The 18,079-nt window shown below is 50.0% G+C and carries 16 protein-coding genes; 12 read left to right on the top strand and 4 right to left on the bottom strand.

The features are described from left to right. A complete protein-coding gene (locus ACXAGR_RS08925; RefSeq protein ID WP_474844095.1) occupies nucleotides 1-861 on the bottom strand; it encodes an NmrA family NAD(P)-binding protein in 861 nt (286 codons plus the stop codon). Between the two features lie 194 nt (nucleotides 862-1,055). Between ACXAGR_RS08925 and ACXAGR_RS08920 the strand changes: the two genes are divergently transcribed. From ACXAGR_RS08920 to ACXAGR_RS08885, 8 genes are all read left to right on the top strand, one after another. Then, nucleotides 1,056-2,255, top strand: a complete 1,200-nt coding sequence (locus ACXAGR_RS08920; protein WP_474844094.1) for a serine hydrolase domain-containing protein — start codon at nucleotides 1,056-1,058, stop codon at nucleotides 2,253-2,255. A 36-nt stretch (nucleotides 2,256-2,291) separates the two neighbouring features. Then, on the top strand, nucleotides 2,292-3,767 hold the full coding sequence (locus tag ACXAGR_RS08915; RefSeq protein WP_474844093.1) for a flavin monoamine oxidase family protein: 1,476 nt from the start codon (nucleotides 2,292-2,294) through the stop codon (nucleotides 3,765-3,767). 12 nt (nucleotides 3,768-3,779) lie between these two features. Further along, nucleotides 3,780-4,160, top strand: a complete 381-nt coding sequence (locus ACXAGR_RS08910) for a c-type cytochrome (RefSeq protein ID WP_474849402.1) — start codon at nucleotides 3,780-3,782, stop codon at nucleotides 4,158-4,160. A 147-nt stretch (nucleotides 4,161-4,307) separates the two neighbouring features. Then, nucleotides 4,308-5,198, top strand: coding sequence for a DUF4437 domain-containing protein (locus tag ACXAGR_RS08905; protein WP_474844091.1), 891 nt, complete (start codon nucleotides 4,308-4,310; stop codon nucleotides 5,196-5,198). 238 nt (nucleotides 5,199-5,436) lie between these two features. Continuing rightward, nucleotides 5,437-6,564: an LLM class flavin-dependent oxidoreductase gene (locus tag ACXAGR_RS08900; protein WP_474844090.1), complete on the top strand. Its 1,128-nt coding sequence runs from the start codon at nucleotides 5,437-5,439 to the stop codon at nucleotides 6,562-6,564. 204 nt (nucleotides 6,565-6,768) lie between these two features. Further along, entirely contained in the window at nucleotides 6,769-9,129 is a 2,361-nt protein-coding gene (locus ACXAGR_RS08895) for a TonB-dependent receptor (RefSeq protein WP_474849400.1), read from the top strand. Nucleotides 9,130-9,211: 82 nt separating this feature from the next. After that, nucleotides 9,212-10,612: an MFS transporter gene (locus ACXAGR_RS08890; protein WP_474844088.1), complete on the top strand. Its 1,401-nt coding sequence runs from the start codon at nucleotides 9,212-9,214 to the stop codon at nucleotides 10,610-10,612. 3 nt (nucleotides 10,613-10,615) lie between these two features. Next, entirely contained in the window at nucleotides 10,616-11,596 is a 981-nt protein-coding gene (locus ACXAGR_RS08885) for an alpha/beta fold hydrolase (RefSeq protein WP_474844087.1), read from the top strand. Here ACXAGR_RS08885 and ACXAGR_RS08880 read toward each other — a convergent pair. Beyond that, a complete protein-coding gene (locus ACXAGR_RS08880) occupies nucleotides 11,587-12,480 on the bottom strand; it encodes a LysR family transcriptional regulator (protein ID WP_474849397.1) in 894 nt (297 codons plus the stop codon). The genes ACXAGR_RS08885 and ACXAGR_RS08880 overlap by 10 nt on opposite strands. Before the next feature lie 141 nt (nucleotides 12,481-12,621). On the opposite strand from ACXAGR_RS08880, the gene ACXAGR_RS08875 reads away from it, so the two are divergent. The 4 genes from ACXAGR_RS08875 to ACXAGR_RS08860 are packed head-to-tail and all read left to right on the top strand — an operon-like array spanning nucleotide 12,622 to nucleotide 16,222. Beyond that, entirely contained in the window at nucleotides 12,622-13,641 is a 1,020-nt protein-coding gene (locus ACXAGR_RS08875; protein WP_474849395.1) for a carbon-nitrogen hydrolase family protein, read from the top strand. A 2-nt stretch (nucleotides 13,642-13,643) separates the two neighbouring features. Beyond that, a complete protein-coding gene (locus ACXAGR_RS08870; protein ID WP_474849393.1) occupies nucleotides 13,644-14,714 on the top strand; it encodes an LLM class flavin-dependent oxidoreductase in 1,071 nt (356 codons plus the stop codon). Between the two features lie 37 nt (nucleotides 14,715-14,751). Further along, on the top strand, nucleotides 14,752-15,330 hold the full coding sequence (locus tag ACXAGR_RS08865) for an NADPH-dependent FMN reductase (RefSeq protein ID WP_474849391.1): 579 nt from the start codon (nucleotides 14,752-14,754) through the stop codon (nucleotides 15,328-15,330). Then, nucleotides 15,245-16,222, top strand: coding sequence for an NmrA family NAD(P)-binding protein (locus tag ACXAGR_RS08860; protein WP_474849389.1), 978 nt, complete (start codon nucleotides 15,245-15,247; stop codon nucleotides 16,220-16,222). The genes ACXAGR_RS08865 and ACXAGR_RS08860 overlap by 86 nt, the downstream gene beginning before the upstream one ends. A gap of 67 nt (nucleotides 16,223-16,289) precedes the next feature. Here ACXAGR_RS08860 and ACXAGR_RS08855 read toward each other — a convergent pair whose 3' ends face one another. Together ACXAGR_RS08855 and ACXAGR_RS08850 are read right to left on the bottom strand one after the other, a co-directional pair. After that, nucleotides 16,290-17,039, bottom strand: a complete 750-nt coding sequence (locus ACXAGR_RS08855; protein WP_474844081.1) for a maleate cis-trans isomerase family protein — start codon at nucleotides 17,037-17,039, stop codon at nucleotides 16,290-16,292. 8 nt (nucleotides 17,040-17,047) lie between these two features. Further along, a complete protein-coding gene (locus tag ACXAGR_RS08850; protein ID WP_303573209.1) occupies nucleotides 17,048-18,076 on the bottom strand; it encodes an NADP-dependent oxidoreductase in 1,029 nt (342 codons plus the stop codon). Between the last annotated feature and the right edge of the window lie 3 nt (nucleotides 18,077-18,079).

Below are 18,079 nucleotides of genomic sequence, written 5' to 3'. Positions count from 1 at the left end.
TTACTGTGGCATAAATGCGGCTTTGTAGTCCGTTAGAAAGTCTGCGGCAGAGCGGGGTGGCCGGCCGAGCAACTGTTCAATTGTACCGGTAATATGAGTGACACAGTTATGTGCCAGTGCATCCAGTTCTTCACATACTGCGTTAACCCGCCATTCATCATCAATAACGTTACTTAATATTGCTCTGTAAGTCTCAAGTGGCATATCTTTGTATGTTATCTGCCTTTCCGTTGTGCAGGACAATAAGGCCGCGATAGTATTAAACGACAGCAGCTCCGGCCCTGTAAGATCATAACTTTTATTTTCGTGACCGCTTTCAGTCAGTACCTTGGCGGCGACTTCAGCCACATCTCTGGCATCAGTGACAGCCACAACGCCATTACGAAGAGGAAACGATAGTGTATCTGCCGTGGTGACGCCTCTGGCACAGGTCAACAGCATCTGAGCAAAGAAAGTTGGTCTTATCATCACCCAGTTCAAACCTGATGACTTGATGTATTTTTCAGACTCAACATGCAGTGCAGGAATTGGCTTGTCAGATGCTTCCAGTGATTCCATCGAAGATTGTTTCACCAGCAACTTGACGCCGCACTCGACAGCCATGTCGGTGATTCGCTTTTCCAATGACAATTGTGTTTCGCTGTTACCTAAGAGTAAATAGACTTTTGAAACCCCTTTAAAGGCTTTGGCTAGTGCAGCCTGATCCACGATCTCACCTTCGACGATTTCTACCTGCTCTCCAAAGAGGTCCCGGGCTTTATCAGCCTGTCGAACCATTACTTTTACCGTGGCCTGCTTTTCCAGCAATGCCTGTACCACGGCCTTGCCGGTACGGCCAGTTGCGCCAAAGACCAGAATCATAATGTCACTCCTATCAATCGTAATCGCCGATGCAGATGCAGCCGGTTGGATTCTTAAATATCATAAAGAGATAACATTATACTAAATTGCGCCGTTTACCAACTTCTTCTCAATCTGACATTTGTCATATCGGGATAAAAAACCGGCCAATAGAATGAAATTATGGGCAAACACCACACATCGCCGGGGCGACAATGACATTAAAAATTGGGGTTACATTCTTATTTGTCATTCTGATGATCACGTCGGTCTGGTATGGGGTTGTTGCGGCAGAAGAGTGGCCCGGCGATGCCCAGCGAGAACTGGTAAAGTCTCGTCAAAAATCCTTTCCTGTGAACAGCTATGTTTATGATACAAAATGGTTTTCGCCTTTGGAAATTGTTGTCGGAAATAATAGCTGGCCGCTTCCTCGTGCATTAAAAGACAACGCGCAGCACCACGAAGCTATCGCGCTAGCCAAACAACACGACAGTTATGCATTGCTTGTCTGGCAGCATGGTGTTGTTACGCTGGAGTATTACGGCAGCGGTTTTTCGCGAAATACGCTGTTTGATACGGCGTCTATGCACAAATCTGTGGTGGCTTTGTTATTTGGTACCTTACTGGATGACGGCCTGCTGGACTCACTTGATGATCCGGCAGAAAAGTATCTCCCTGAATTGCAGGGCACAAAAGTTGGACGCGCACCAATACGCTCCATGCTTGAAATGACCAGCGGCATCAAAACGCCTTTGTTTGATAATCCGGTGGATAATCCATACACCTATGCTTATTTCGGCAACGACTTGCATACTGCCTTCGCCCGTTGGCCGGTGCCGTCAGCGCCGTATGAGGAATTTCAATACGCCAATGCTAACACTCAGTATCTGGGGTGGATTATTGAGGCTGTCACTGGTAAGCGCTATGCACAGTATCTGTCTGAGAAAATATGGCAACCGGCAGGTGCGTCCACAGCAAAAGTCTGGTTGGACAAACCTGATGGCAGCGCACGTATGGCATGTTGTTTACAGGCAACCGCTGAAGACTGGTTACGCACCGGCATCATTCTGGCGCAGGGTGGCCGCATCAATGGCAAGCAACTGGTTTCTGCAAAGTGGACCACGCAAATGATGGCGCCGGGCACTATATTTCCTAATTATGGCTGGCAGGTGTGGCGTGGTAGTCCGCACAATCCTGCCCGTATTTATGGCAAAGACATACCTGCGGTAATACCGGCCGCAGCGCCATTTGCCGCAGACGACACTATTTTTTTTGACGGTTCAGGAGGACAGAGAGTTTACGTCAGTCCTTCACAATCCATGGTTATCGTGCGTATTGGTCGTCCGTCAAAAACCTGGGATGACAGCGCGTTACCCAACATTCTGATGACAGCAAACAAAAACAATAATGGCTGATCCATTTTTCTTTTAACTTTTGAGGCAACAAAACAAATGAAAATAAACAGACGGGATTTGATGAAAGGTGCGCTGGCAGCGTCAGCCCTTTCAGTCGCAGGAAAAATACAGGCAAAAGAGGCTGAGAAAACACAAGTCGTCGTTATCGGCGGCGGGTTGTCGGGTCTGAATACCGCACTCCTGCTTAAGGATGCCGGTATTGATGCCATTGTCCTTGAAGGTTCGGACAGAGTGGGTGGCCGGGTATATACCGCTGATGATGTGGAAACACGACCAGAGTATGGTGCCAGCCAGATTGGCCGCTCTTATGCCAGGCTAATTGCGTTGTGTTCGCGTTTTAACCTCAAGCTGGTGCCTGAACATCGCCATCTGATGCCGATGTCGAATTACATTGAAAAAACGTGGATCAAATCAACAGAGTGGGAAAACTCGCCACTGAATAAAACCGTGGGTAAAGAGCGCAAGATCATTCCGCCCCTTTTAGGCTCTAAATTGCTGATTGAAGCCAATCCGCTGGAAAATCTGAACGACTGGCTTGATCCGAAAAATGCCGGCTACGACATTTCAATTGGTGAATTACTCAGACAACGCGGCGTATCGGAAGAAGCCATTAAGCTGGCTTCTGCAACCACAGACATGCAGAACGCATCCGCGCTGGGCATGCTTCAGGAGAAAAACCGCACATTGTTTGATGCATCCTTTGGCGGCCAGAAACTTGAAGTTATCGACCGGCCTTATGGTTTTGAGAACAAGAAAGGCGAGCACGACGGTCTGGCTCAAATTAACAACATTGAAGGCGGCGCATCACGTTTGCCTGAAGCGATGGCAAAAGCACTGGGCGACAATGTACGCATGAATAAAATTGTGCGTCAGGTCGACATGAATGAAAAAGGCGCGGAAGTAAGTTGTATGGACGGCAGCCGTTTTCAGTGTGACTACGTGGTTTCTGCTATTCCGTTCTCAACACTCCAGTACGTCAATATTTACCCTGAAGTGGCAGGCCGCCAGGAAGAGGGGATTTATACACTGAATTACGTCGACACCTGCCGTGCATTCGGCATCATTGAAGAGCCTTACTGGGAAGAAGATGGCATTGAACCTTCTTTCTTCAGTGACGAAACCGTGCAGATGTTCTGGGCACTGGAAAAACGCCCTGACGAAGATAAATCACGCTTCATGGTGGTGTTTACCGACAACGCAGCATCGCGGATGGATCAGATGTCGAAAGCGGATGCGCTGGCTCTTATCGAATCAGAAATAAACCGCATGCGCCCTTCTACCAAAGGAAAACTCAAGTTCCTCGATATTTATGGCTGGAAGAACGACCCGCTTATTCAGGGTTGCCGTCACATGTACACTCCAGGGCAGGTGAACCGCTTTGCGAAGGAAATGATTGAGCCGCATCACCGCATGCACTTCGCCGGCGAACATACCCGTCGTGTGGATTTTGGTATGGAGTCAGCCCTTGAATCCGGTGAACGCGTGGCGTTTGAAATTCTGTCCCGCGTATAAAGAGAGGTAGCAATGAAGAAGGTATTGATCAGCACTTTACTTTTGCTGTTGTCCGGCTTACTGCAAGCCAATGTGGCATTCGCTGATGAGGCGCAGGTAAAGAAGGGCAAACAACTGTTTATGCTTTGTCAGGCATGTCATGCCTACACAGAAAATGCGGGTATGCGAATTGGTCCTAATCTGGCCGGCATTGCCGGTAGTCAGGTGGGACATGATAAAACATATGCCTATTCTGCTGCATTGAGCGGCGCAGATTTCAAATGGACAGACGACAAGCTGGATGCGTGGCTGCAAAGCCCGGTATCTGTTGTGCCGGGTACACAAATGGCCTTTGCAGGGTTACAAAACCCTGAGCAGCGCGCAGCGTTAATCGCATTTCTGAAAACGCTATAGCGCACAACATCCGGCGGCGTCTGTGTCGCCTGATAGTTAAATGAAAGGTTATGCAAAATATAAAAATAATAGATTTTTTCCTGATTCAGGGAGCTGTTAAATTTTAAAAAGGCATAAAGCTAATACAATAAGATTTGGAGGAGAGCTATGCGTCCACACGTAGAGATGATTGATGAGAAAGATCTCATCTGGCACCCGGCCGAGCTGGTTGGTGCAACCGGTACTGCACGTCAGCGTAACCTGTCTTACGATGAAGAAGACGGTTCAGTATCTGCCAAAATTCTGTTTGATACAGACTGGTCACGTCCGGCTGGTGTTCACGTAGCCCAGACCGAGTGGTACGTGTTAAGCGGTGAAGTGAAAATTGGTGACGAAGTGCTTATTGAAGGTGGTTACTGGTGTACCCCTCCGGGCGTAGTTTGTCCTGAACTTCACGTAAAACCCGGCACAGAAATTCTGTATTTCCGTGAATACGGTACATGGGAATTTGAAGCGACTACTGAGCAGAAAGATTTTGTCCGTGAAGATCAGGAACTGGTTATTAAGCACAGTAACCTGATGGAATGGGTACCTGTTGAAATTGGCAGCCCTATGGATTTCGAAGCAGGTGGCACTCCGGTGCCGGGTCTGTTTATTAAACTGCTGTTTATCGATAAGAAAACACAGTTTTATACCCGTCTTATCAAAGCAAAACCGGGTTGGGTAGAGCATCCTCTTGCGCATCACCCATGCTTTGAAGAAGCCTACACGCTGGAAGGCACATTTGAGTTTAACTTCGGTGAGCAGTGGCCGGGTGTCTATTTCTTCCGTCCTGCGCTGGTGCGTCACGGCGACTTTGCGGCAGGTCCGAACGGCACTACCTGGTTGCTGCGTTGCGATGGCCGTCTGGTTGACTGGTATACTGATAATGCGAAGATGGAAATGCATGGCGACCCTGTGAACTGGGGCCCTGACTTCCCGGGAACGCAAGATCCTGTTCCGCTGCAACCTGTTCGCTCGCGCTCTGTAGGACCGATGAAAGACCCGTACTACACCTGAGCTTCTGCTGTTGTTAATCACGCAAAAAACCACGCTTTGACCGCGTGGTTTTTTATTGCCTGTTGTTTGGTGTAATGCTCCGCCTGTTACCGGAAGTCAGTGAAATTTATCAGTAAATTTTCGGGGTATCCGGCTATACGGTATGTCTATAACAGATTAATAAATTGATTTAGAAAAGCTATTTAAAAGCCCATAAGATGATTTTGGTCAATAAAACAACACATCTACGGGAGACGCCATGAGCGTACACAATCATGATGAACTGGAAGTCATCGGCCTTGTAAATCATTTTCCTGCTGCGGTAGGTAAGGCCCCTTCAGGCATCGACTTCGATGCAGATTATATCCGCTCGTCAGCACATCTTCAGGAAGCAGCAGGCTACGACAGAGTTTTGATCGCAAACGCGGCCACCATGCCGGAGAGCTTTGCAATCAGTGCTTACCTGGCTTCTTCAACAACCTCGCTGAATTTCTTAATGGCACACCGCCCGGGCGTCGTGCCGCCAACCGTGGCAGCCAGACATATCGCCACCATCGACCGTCTGAGCAAAGGACGTTGTGCTGTACACATCATCGCCGGCGCTGATGACAGGGAAGTGCAGGCTGACGGCTTATTCAACACCAAAGATGAACGCTATCTGATTGCCGCTGAATACGTGGAAGTGATGCGCAAAATGTGGTCTTCAGAAAAGCCTTTTGACTTTGACGGCGAATATTACACATTTCGTGGTGCGTTTGCCCGCGTCCGTCCCGGCAATGGCGCAGTACCGGTTTACTGGGCCGGCACATCCGATCTGGCCCTCGATTTATGTGGTAAATGTGCTGACGTGTATGCCTTCGGTGGTGACACCTTTGACCGTGCAGCCATGCTCACCGGAAAAGCCAGAGCAGCGGCTGCCAGATATAAACGTGAAATCAGTGTCCTGATGACCATCGTGGTGATTGCCAGTGACAGCGAAGATGCTGCCTGGGAACGGGCTGCTTCATTGTATGAAAAAGTGGTGGCGCAGCGTGAAAATGGCGACATCGGTATTGTCGGCGATCATGAGAAAGCCGGTGATGAAGCAGCTTCCGGGGCATTCCGCAGAATGCTGGACCAGGCAAAAAGTGGTGACCGTCTTGACCGGTGTCTCTGGACCGGTCTGAACAAGGCGTACATGGGGCGCGGAAATAACAGCGTGCTCGTGGGTACCCCTGAGCAGGTTGTCGACAGCCTGATGGAGTATCGCCGCCTGGGTGTAGACCGCTTTCTGCTGCGTGGTCCTGATCAGGATAACGATGCCGGCTTCATTGGTGAAAAGGTGATTCCGCTTCTCAAACAAACCATTGCAGAAACAATGCAATCCGTTGCTGCAAACGAAAACTAATTCGGTTTGAGACCCGACATTTATCAATTTCTGACACTGCCATACCTAATAAGATAACAAATGAGGTTTGCCTATGGTGGTTCAGACAGCTCTTAACCACACAGTCAAAGCAGTATCTTGACCACCGCCGGTCCGCTCCATTACCAGCACACAAAGATGTGTTTTAACCGGTGGATTATAAAACTACAACAACAAGGTTAAATCATGGAAAACAAGGCAAACGCGAAACTCAATAGCATCACAAAAGGGATCCTCAGTCTGGCCACATTAGCCGTTAGCGGTCAGGTCTGGTCGGAAGAGGCTGCTTCTCAGTCTTCAGGCGTGGAACGTATCGTCGTTACCGCTAAAAACCGTGCCGAGCCGCTACAGGAAGTGCCGCTGGCGATCAATGCATTCTCAGAAGAAGAATTACGCAATAACCAGATTAACGAAGTCCGCGATCTGCAGGACATTACCCCGAACCTCTATCTGGCCGGCGGCAACCGGAATGATCCCACCGCAGTGGGTATGCGGGGTCTGACGCCAAACACCTCTGATGAGCGTTATCAGGGCGTATCGTTCTTTCTTGACGGCATTCCGTTAAGTGGTCAGCTGGCATCTTTCGGCTTTATCGGCATTGACCGTATCGAAGTCATAAAGGGGCCGCAAGCAGCCAGCTTTGGCCGCGCAACATACAGCGGCGCCATAAATTTTGTTACCGCAACGCCTGATGCTAATGAAACCGAAGGTGAGTTCCGTGCGTCTGCCGGAACTGTTTCCGGCGGTGCTGACAACAGTTATTCTGTGGCAGGCTCAATTGAAACCCCTTTAATTGAAGACAAGCTGTGGCTGAATGTGGGGGCGACCAAATTCCAGAACGGTGGTGTGGCAGAGGCTACCGACGACGGTACATCTATTGGTCGTGAGCGATCGGAAATTGTCACCGCGCAGTTATATTATGCACCGTCAGATACATTATCTGTGAAGTTCAGAACCATGTATTCCCATGACGAAGATACCGGTCAGCTGGCGGTTATTCAGCACCCCAGAGACTGGGTTGAAAATGGTGCTGACCTTATCACTCTGCCCCGGGCAAGCGGTTCCTTTTATCCGTCAGTGGTGCCAGACCCTGATACCGGCACAATCGCCAGCTTCGGCGCGGCGGGAACGGCCAGAGACCGTTATTTTTCTTCTCTGATTGTCACCAAAGATATTGCTGATTACCGTCTGGTTTACAGCGGGGGTTATTACAAAAGCGAAGACGACAGGGATGCCGCATTCTCAACCCGTGCGTATCTGCCGGGGCAGGATCCGGTATTCGGCGATGTGGTGGGCACCGACGAAGTCAGCCTGACGTTCTATGCAGGTTTTACTTACCCGTCACGGGAAATATTTAAGAATACCAGCCATCAGTTACTGTTACTTTCACCCGATGCACAGGATTTACGCTGGCGCGCCGGTCTTTATTACTTTTGGGAAGAAGACGAAACCCAGTTTACGTCTCTGGCGAGTGACGTGAACCCTTCTGGTACTGCGCGGGTGGATGAAATGCAGAACTATGCTGCGTTTGGTGGTCTCGATTACGATATCACTGAGCAACTGATGTTCAGTGCTGAAGGCAGGGTTGCCACAGAAAAAGTCATCTACAACGCCTGCCCGCAATGCACCACGCCGATGCCTGAAGAGGGCAGCAACAGTTCCACTAACTTTTCTCCGCGGCTGACACTGACTTACAAGCTGTCAGAAGACAACATGATTTACGGTTTGTATTCATCAGGCATAAAAAGTGCGAGGTTGAGCCGAGTTGTGATTGATGGCGTACCGCAGGCCATTGCGGCAAAACCGGAAGAGCTGGATAACTTCGAGCTTGGTTCTAAAAACCAGTTTCTGGACGGCAAAATGATGCTGAATCTGGCGGCCTTCTATCAGGATGTGTCTGATCAGCAACTTACCAGTTCTAATAACCTGGAAGTGGGCGATCAGATAGTGCCGCTGACTTACGTTGATAACGTGGGTAACTCTGAAGTTTACGGTTTTGAAGCAGAGAGCAAGATTGCTGTCACAGACAACTTGTCTTTATCTGCCTCAGTGGGCTATGCGCACCATGAATTTGTAGACAGCGATCCCTTCGTTATGTCTGCTACATCTGCATGGGGCTTTGAAGGAGAGAGCGGCGACCCGGTTTCTCTGAACGGTAAAACTCAGACTAACGTGCCGCGCTGGAACGGCAGACTGGCAGGTGAATACTTTGTACCGGATGTTTACAACAACATGAGTTTGTCAGTCCGTGTTGACGGTAATTATCGCGGTGAGTTTTACGCGGATTTATCAAACCTTGTCACGGTTGAAAGTGCATGGACCTTCAACAGCCGCATCACTCTGGCGGACGATATTCTCGATATCTCACTTTATGGCCGGAATATTTTCAACCAGGACCGTGCTATCGGAACAGGACTGGCGGGCGGTTCTGCGCCTTGCGTGTTCAATGAAAACAACACTGCTTTGTACGGCAATAACCAGTTGTGCCTGAGTATTGCTGCGCCACGTCCTGCAGAATTCGGTGTCGAGGTAGGCTACAAGTTCTGAGAAATCACAGGAGGGCTTGTATAAATGTTGTTGCCGGCCCTCCTCAAATATAGGCAAGAACAGAATAATAAAGGGGAACAACATGGCAAATGCGCAAGCAGAAAGTCCGGGAGCTGACGGTTCAGCTGTAAAACCCGATCGCATCCAATATAAAACGTTCTATTCAACCGGTGGACGGTTAACTATCGCCGCCCTGATCATTACCGCTGCACTCTGTACCATGGACAGAATGGTGTTATCAATGGTGGTTGATCCGTTACGGGCTGACTTAGGCCTCACAGAAACCCAAATCGGCGTATTACAGGGCTTTTCTTTTTCTTTGCTTTTCGCTGTTTGCGGCATCCCTCTGGGATTAATGGCAGATCGCCTTGCAAGGAACAAACTACTGGCCTTTGCAGTGTTAACCTGGAGTGTTGGCACACTGGCCTGTGGCCTGGCAAACAGTTTCGAGTCTCTATTTGTGTTCAGAATGCTGGTGGGAGCGGGCGAAGCAGCACTCTGGCCTGTGGCCATATCTTTGATTGGTGATTTGGCCCCGAAAGCCTATCGCGGCATGCTCATAGGCGGGTTGATTGTCGGGCAATTGTTCGGAGGCAGCTTTTCACTCATTGTTGGCGGGCAGGTGCTGGAGTCGGTTACCGCCGGCAGTCTCACACATTTACCTGTAATTGGTTCCTTTGAGGGCTGGCGCTTTCTGTTTATCTTGTATGGCAGCTTCGGTACCCTGGCTATTTTACTGCTGCTTACCGGTAAGGAACCACCAAGGGAAATAGTGTCTGAAGCAGCGTCAAAGAACCCTTTCAGTGGTCTTCGTGTTTTTTATGATTTCTTCAGGGCCAACTGGAAATCGGTGGGTTCTCTTTACTTACTGACAATGGTGGTTGCTGTTGTGCAGTATTCCGGATTCGCCTGGAATGTGCCGCTTATGCTTCGCCGGTTCGATATCGGGCCACAGCAAGTGGGTCTGATCATGGGCATCATGTCTTTTGCAGCCGGTGCGGCGGGCTCGCTTGCCGGCGGATTTGCGGCAAAGAAAACCGGCAAAAGCCCGGTGAACCGGTGCAACGTGATTATCTTCACGTATTGTATTTGCATCAGTTACGGATTGATTGCGTTTAACCCTGCGCTTTATACCACTGTGTTTCTCATTGCTATTCCATCGGTGCTGCTTGCCATGGCGGGGGTAATGTCTCTGGTTATTCTGCAGGATATTGTTCCTTCTAATATGCGCGGGGTAGCGACATCAGTGAACCATCTTTTTGCCAGCCTGATTGGCGCATCCATTGGTCCGGTACTGGTGGCCATGCTGACCCAGCATGTGTTTAAAACTGACGATATGGTCGGTGTTTCTCTTGGGCTTGTAGTGGGTCCTGCTATGGCGCTCGCGGCTTTCTTTGCATTCACCATCAAAAAAGAAATCGTGAAAAAGTATGACGGCATGGAAGCGTCTGTGGCTGATATGGCGAAGCCGGGAAAAGGATAAAAAATGCATTATTTACTGAAATGGTTTTTAGCCGTTCTGGCAGTGTTGTTTATTTCTGCAGCGGCCATCATTGGCTCTATGCGTGCCGGATGGTGGAATCCCTCCCTTGAAGAGGTAAAGGCAAAGCATGCCGGTGCACCGTCAGAATTTATTAAAACAGGTGATGTTACCCTGCATGTTCGTGATGAAGGGGAAGGGCCGGCTGTCATTATGCTTCACAGTTCAATGACTAACCTGCGTATTTACGATGGCTGGGCGGAGGCGCTGAAAACCGGTTACCGTGTCATCCGGATAGACTGGCCACCTTACGGATTATCTGATGATCCTGAACCTTCAAAGGGCATGCCCGGTGTGGTTACGCTGCTGGAACAGTTTGTTCAGCAGCAAAACATTTCTGAGTTTACTCTGGTGGGCAGTTCCAGCGGTTCAACGATTTCAGTGTTATATGCTGCGAAACATCCTGAACAGGTAAAAGCACTGGCACTCTCTACATTGCCATTGTCTGCACCGCCCACCTCTGAGCCTCCTTTTCTGGTGGATATCTTTCAGTATATTCATCAGAACTGGACGCCGGGTTACTTACCGGAAGCCTATTTTTCGGCATTCCTCGGCTGGTTGTATGGTGAGCCTTCCAGGCTGACACCGGAAACCGTACGCTGGTATTACGAAACCAATAATATCCCGGGTAAGTTCGCGCTGGTGAAGGCCTATTATGAAGCGAATCTGGCTGCGGTGTGGTCGAAAGGTGCGAAAGAGGAAGCTTCACAGGTTACCGCGCCGATCTTATTGCAATGGGGCGACAGGGACGCCGTACTGCCGGAATATCTGGTGGAAAAAGCCGTGGCTGACTTTCAGAGTACACAAGTCGATGTGATCCACTACGACGATGTGGGTCATTACCCCATGTTGGAACTGCCCGGTAAAACCGGTGAAGATCTGAAAAAATGGCTCGACGGGGTATATCAGAGAAAAGGTCAGGACTGACTGATTTTCTTCAGTGCCGCAATAAAGGTTTTTTCACTACGGGAGAGCAGTGCCTCAGCGCGCCAGAACAGGCCGACGGGGCGCATGTAAGCGGTCTCGCCGAAATCAATTTTGATGAGCTCTCCCGCATTGATTTCATCGGCATATTCTCTGTGATTGCCCATTGAAACCAGGTCGCAGTTCAGCAGGCAGCCTTTCATCAGCAGAAAGGACGAGGTGCGCAGGCCGATTTGCGGGCGGGGAAGGTTGTGCATATTAAAAAGTTGTTCCCAGCGTTTATACATCACAGGGTTATCCGGCACTATCCACCGTGCTCTGGTTAAACCTTTCAGGGAAGGCTTGCCGTTTTTCAACAGCGGATGATTAGCCCTGAGCAGAATGCTGGCGCCTTCTACAGACAACTCTTCAAAGGTGAGTCCGTTCATATCCAGGTCCGGTGCTTTAGAACCCAGCGCCATTTGCAATCGTCCTTCCCGTACCCGTTCCAGCAGTTCATGAAAACTACCTTCTTTGACAATCACCTGAACATTCGGATCGCTGATTGCCAGCATTGAAATAGCCACGGGCAGGCGGTTTACCGTGAACATGCTTTCTGTCCCGAGGGTGAGTTTTTCTTCGCGCCTGTTACGCAAAGAATTGATGGTTGCCAGTGCCCGGTCCCGCTCAGTCATGATGATCCTTGCATGGGGCAGCAGTTCTTCTCCCTGGGCAGTCAAATATATTCCTCTGGAACTTCTTTCAAACAGCTTTATATCCAGCGCATCTTCGAGCATCTGGATACTGCGTGACAAAGACGGTTGCGATATAGCCAGCGCTTCAGATGCCTTATTAAAACTCCCTAAGTCGGCCACGGTGACAAATCTGCGTAACTGGCGGATATCCATATTCTTGCTCGCTGCATTTGATATAAGTGTATGACTTATCCTGCTATAGAATAACTCTATAATCAATGCGTATTTTCATATAGAAATATTATACCCCTGTCTCTAAGGTAGCTTAATCCGGAACAGATCAGGGAACCCGTTATGCCAGCTATTGAGCGGTACAACATCGCAATGTGTAATGCGCCTGTCAGGCCTGCTTTCAATGCAGATGGCACGCTCTGCAACAAGACACTGCAAGCTAATATCGCGCTGTGCTGCGCACGGATAAAGCATGCGGCAGAGTGCTACAACGCTAAGGTGGTTGTGTTTCCTGAATTCACCTTTACCGGCTATCAGCAAATGGACTATGAGGGCTGGCTGAAGGCATCAGTCACTATGCCCGGTCCCGAAACAGAGGCATTTGCTGAGGTGGCTGCTGCCACCGGCACTTATGTTGTTATCCAGGCTGCTGAAACCCACCCAGATATTCCCGACAGATACTTTTTATCGTCCGCATTACTTACACCTTCCGGTGAAGTTGGCATGGTGTACCGGAAAAATTACGCCATTTCCCTGCGCACCAGTCCGAATGATGTATTCACTCAATACACGCGGGTATTCGGGGAAAGCGGTTTCTTTCCTGTATACGCCTGTGAACTCGGAAACATCGGCATGCTGATAGGCGCTGAGCCTCACTGGCCGGAAGCTGTGCGCAGTCTTGCCTTAAACGGCGCTGAACTCATTGTTAATTCTGTGGCTTCCCTGACCGGTGTGGATTATATGCAGCGGGAGGGCGCTGCCAGTGTAAGAGGCGTAAGAGCATTCGAGAATCAACTGTATTTCGCCATGGCGAATGTGCAGGGGGAGTTAGCGGCAGCATCTGCCTGTTTTGATTACAACGGTAAGAGTATCGCTGTTAAAGCTGCCGGCGATGAAGACCTGGTCATCGCTGAAATAGACATTACCGCGTTGCGAGAGGCGCGAAAAAAACCAGCCACCAATTTTCTTGCGCAACTTCAACCCGCTATACACAGCCCGGTTCAGCAGTATCCACTGTGGCCTTCGGATGTGTTCGCACAGGCGCCTGCTGCAGACGCTTGTGCACTGCTGAAGGTTGAACAGGATGCCTGGCAGCGGTTTCTGTCAGCAGAAGATAAACACCCATTAGTGAGGGAGAACTGATCATGCCTTGTGAAATCGTAGGATTGCACTTTTACGCCGATTCTTCGGAGCTGCGTCCGGTGGACACAGTTTTTGATACACAATTTGCTGTTGATTACGCCATTGCCCACGAAGAGGCCGGATTTGACCGCGTGTTAATCGGTCAGACAGCTACCTGGCCGGACGGCTTTGCCATCGCCAGTCATATCGCTGCGGTCACCAGCAAACTGAAGTTCATGGTAGCACACCGTCCGGGATTCATCGCACCTACTATGGCTGCCCGCATGTTCGCCACGCTGGACCAGCTTTCCGGTGGCAGAGCGGGGGTACACATCATTACCGGCGCCAGCGACAAAGAACTGGAATGCGACGGCGATTTTACCAGTAAAGAAGAGCGCTACTATCGCAGCCGGGAATACATCGATGTATTACGAATGATATGGGGAAGTCACTCGCCGGCAGATTTCAAAGGTGACTGGTACCGCTTCAATCAGGCGTTTTCCAAAATCAAACCGGTACAAGCCGTTCTGCCTGTCTTCTGGGGCGGTGCCTCAGACCTTGCTGTAAAGCTGGGTGCGGAATGCGCAGATGTGTATGCCATTGGCCCGGGCACACTTGAACAAACCCGCGCCTTAATCGCAAAGTTTAAAACCAGAGCGGCTGAGTTTGGCCGTAACCCGGGGATCTCAATGTCAGTGCGGATCATTGTCGGCGACACCACAGAAGAAGCCTGGAAGAAGGCAGAAAATGTTCTGGAGCGGGTGACGCAAATTCAGCGGGACGGCACAAAGATTGGGCGGGATAAGGGAAAGGATGATCTCGCAGCCAGCCATTTAATGGCACTGGCCTCGCAGGGGGAATGTTTGGACACCTGTTTGTGGACCGGCGTTGCAAAGGCCACTGAAGGGCGCTTACAGGCAATGGCGCTGGTGGGGACGGCTGAAGAAGTCTCTGATGCTCTGCTTGAATATTACCGCGCCGGCGTAGACCGGTTTCTGATCAACGGCTTTGACACCATTCAGGACGTCAGACTGTTCGGACGGGATTTGATACCCATGATTAAACAAAAAGTCAGCGCCGAAGATGCGCGCTGAACTTGCCTTCATATTCACACCGCAAACAGAGAAAAACATGACCAGACCAATGAAAATTCTGGGGATCGGGGGCACGACCTCTGAAAACTCATCAACTGAAAAAGCACTCGCTGTTGCCCTGGCTTCAGCGAAAGAAAGGGGCGCTGATGTAGAGCTCATCGGCAGCAAGACATTGGCGGCACTGCCTCACTATGCTTATGGCGTAGTAGAGCAATCAACAGACGCTGCAGAATTTGTCGCGAAAATCAGGCAGGCAGATGGCTTAATCCTGGCGACACCCTGCTATCACGGCTCCGTGTCAGGGTTAATGAAAAATGCCCTCGACTATGTCGAGGAGACGGCAAAAGACAGCAGAGTGTATCTGGACGGTGTACCGGTCGGGCTGATCGTCAATGCCTACGGCTGGCAAGCCATCGGGCCGACATTAACCACCATGCGTTCGATAGTGCATGCCTTGCGCGGCTGGCCGACGCCTTTCGGTGCCGGTATTAAAGTCAGCAGCGGGCTGTTCGACGGCACGCAGGTCACCGATGCTGATATTGCCGCTCAACTGGCGCTGGTGGGCAGTCAGGTTGCTGATTTCACTGCACGAAACCAACTGGCAGCAGCCAGCTAATAAAATAACAATAATCAGAGGCACGGGAAAAATGATACTGGTATTTGGATCGACAGGCAGAACAGGAAGAGCATTGATTTCGCAGCTCCTTAAAAAAGGCGAAAAATTGAGGATCATGGTGCGTAACGCCAAAAAGGTCAGAGAGCTGCGGTTGCAGGGTGTGGATGTTGTTGAGGGAGAAATCGATAACTACCATATTCTCAGTCAGGCGTTTGAGCGGGTGGATAAAGTGTATATGTTGCTGGGCAACAGCGAACATCAGCTTTTTCTGGAAAAATTAATTATCAATATGGCGCTGGAGAAAGGCGTCAGTCTGGTGGTGAAGCAATCCTCGCTGGAAGCACTGCCGGATTCAGATAAACCTATCCCGAAACTGCATGTTGAAAGTGAGCAGTATTTAAAGCGTTCGAGGCTTAACTGGGTGATGCTCAGGCCAACCTTTTTCTCTCAGATGTTATTTCTCTGTGCAGAGGGCATCGTAAAAGCTGATAAGCTCGCATTTCCCATGTCAAACGGCGTTGTCGCAATGACAGATGCAAGAGATGTTGCGGAGGTAGCTGCTCATGTGCTGACCACATCGGGACACAGCGGGAAAAGTTACGATATTACAGGGCCGGAGCTGGTTTCTTTTGAAACTGTCGCCGCAATTCTCAGTAAAGAGCTCGGTAGAGAGATAACCTATACAAGCACACCATTGGAAGACTTCAGAGCCAGGCTGGATCAGGTTGTTGAAGACAAATGGCGGGTGAATGCGGTTTGTGAGGAAATTAATTTTCTGGCTAACGCGCAACACGGATATACCACGTCTGTTGTTTCAGATTTGCTTGGTCGTCCTGCAAGAGGCGCAAAAGATTTTATCAGTGACTTCAGACAGGCATTTACACCGGAGTAGCCGATATTTTTGGCGGGCAACGTGTTTAGATAAGGCAGGTGAGCTTACAACCCACCTGCGTTTTTATTTAAAACTCAGACAGCAAACGGCCAAAGCCGGAAATTTTATCTTCAATACCGTTGGCACGCAGAGCATGCCAGTATGTGGCAGTGTTAATAGCGATAACCGGCTTGTTCAGCTCCATCTCCAGACGTTCAGCTTGTCTGGCCATACACAGGTTCGTACCTACCTGCACGATGGCGTCAACGTCATCTCCGTTCAGCGCGTTAACGGTTTCGCGAACCGTTGAGGGCGTTACCCGGGCAATATCGTGCCAGCTAGGACATTGAAGAGGTTTATCCCGCACTGTTTCATAGCCGTGGTCGCTGAGGTAGTTTGCCACTTCGGCATTCGCCACCGGATAGTATGGTGACAGGAAGGCGATTTTTTTAATGTTGCCGTGAGCTTTCAAAGCTGCGGCAACAGCTTCAGAACCCAGAGAAATTTTCAGACCGGATTTAGACTGGATATTGTCTTTCCATTTCTGTGCGCCTTCAGCACCACCGTAAAAGGTAACCGCAGACATACCCATCACCAGGTAGTCAGGGCCCATGGTGAGCACACCTTCTACTGCTTCGTAGGTTTTACGGTCGATTTCCAGTGTTCCCTGCATAAAGGTTTCATTAGAAATGGCACTGGCATTTTTAATCACAATGCGGCTGTAGTGATTCGTTACGCCTGCCGGACGCATTTCTGAAAATTCAGGTTCTACAATTGTGTTGGTTGAAGGACCCAGTACGCCAAAGCGGGCGCGGTAACCTAATATATCTCTTTCCATGTCAGCTCCTATAATTGTACAACGCGGATGCCGCAATCGGCGCCGTTAAACAGACTCTCAAGGGCGGCGGGGGCAGACAGTAAGCCGTCGTAAACTACTTCCGTGGATTTCATCTGTCCGCTGTGATACCAGTCGATCAGTTCCTGTTCTGCACCCGGGAATGACTCGTGGTAATCCCACACGAAAAAGCCTTCCATGCGTGCGCGTTTGTAAATCACGTTGTAGTAGTAGCGCGGACCGGGTAACGGTGGATCGGTATATTCAGTGGCAATCTGTCCGCAGATAACCGCGCGGCCGCGCAGAGCAATATTCTTCATTGCCGCATCCAGCGTGTCACCGCCCACATTATCGAAATACACGTCGATACCGTCGGGGCACAAGGTTTCAAAACGCTCGTATAAATCTTCAGATTTATAATCAATGGTCTGGTCGACACCCACTACGTCTTTTAGCCACTGACATTTTTCCGGGCCTCCGGCAATGCCAATGACGTTACAGCCTTTAATTTTGGCGATTTGCGCCACAATCGAGCCTACACCGCCGGCAGCAGCAGAGACGACTACGGTATCACCGGCAACCGGCTTACCGATATCGAGGAAGCCGAAGTAAGCTGAAAAGCCGGAAGAGCCCAGAATGCCAAGGTGCAGATATAAAGGCGTTTGCGGATTCGTGACCTTTTGCAGTGTTTTCACCAGCAGGCCTTCAGTGTCGCCACTCTGAACAGAGTAGTCCTGCCAGCCGGTTGAGCAGGCAACGACTTCCCCTTCTTTAAAATCTTCATGTCTGGAAGCGATAACCGTACCTACACCACGGCCACGCATTACATCACCAATTTCAATTGGCTCGTGGAAACGGCTGGCTTCACCCATAAGATAAGCTCGCTGGGCAGGTGAAAAGCCAAGAGCATCGGTTTTTACCAGAAACTCACCGTCTTTCAGTGCGGGCACTTCAGACTCCGTCACCTCAAATAAATCCATACTGACGGCTTCGCCTTGCTTTATGTGTTTTTTCAGGCGTATTTGCCGGTTGATTGTCATCCC

It is taken from the genome of Alteromonas sp. ABH4_457, from assembly GCF_056160625.1.
The sequence above is the reverse complement of the archived record's forward strand: the minus strand, read 5'-3'. Positions and strand labels throughout refer to the sequence as shown.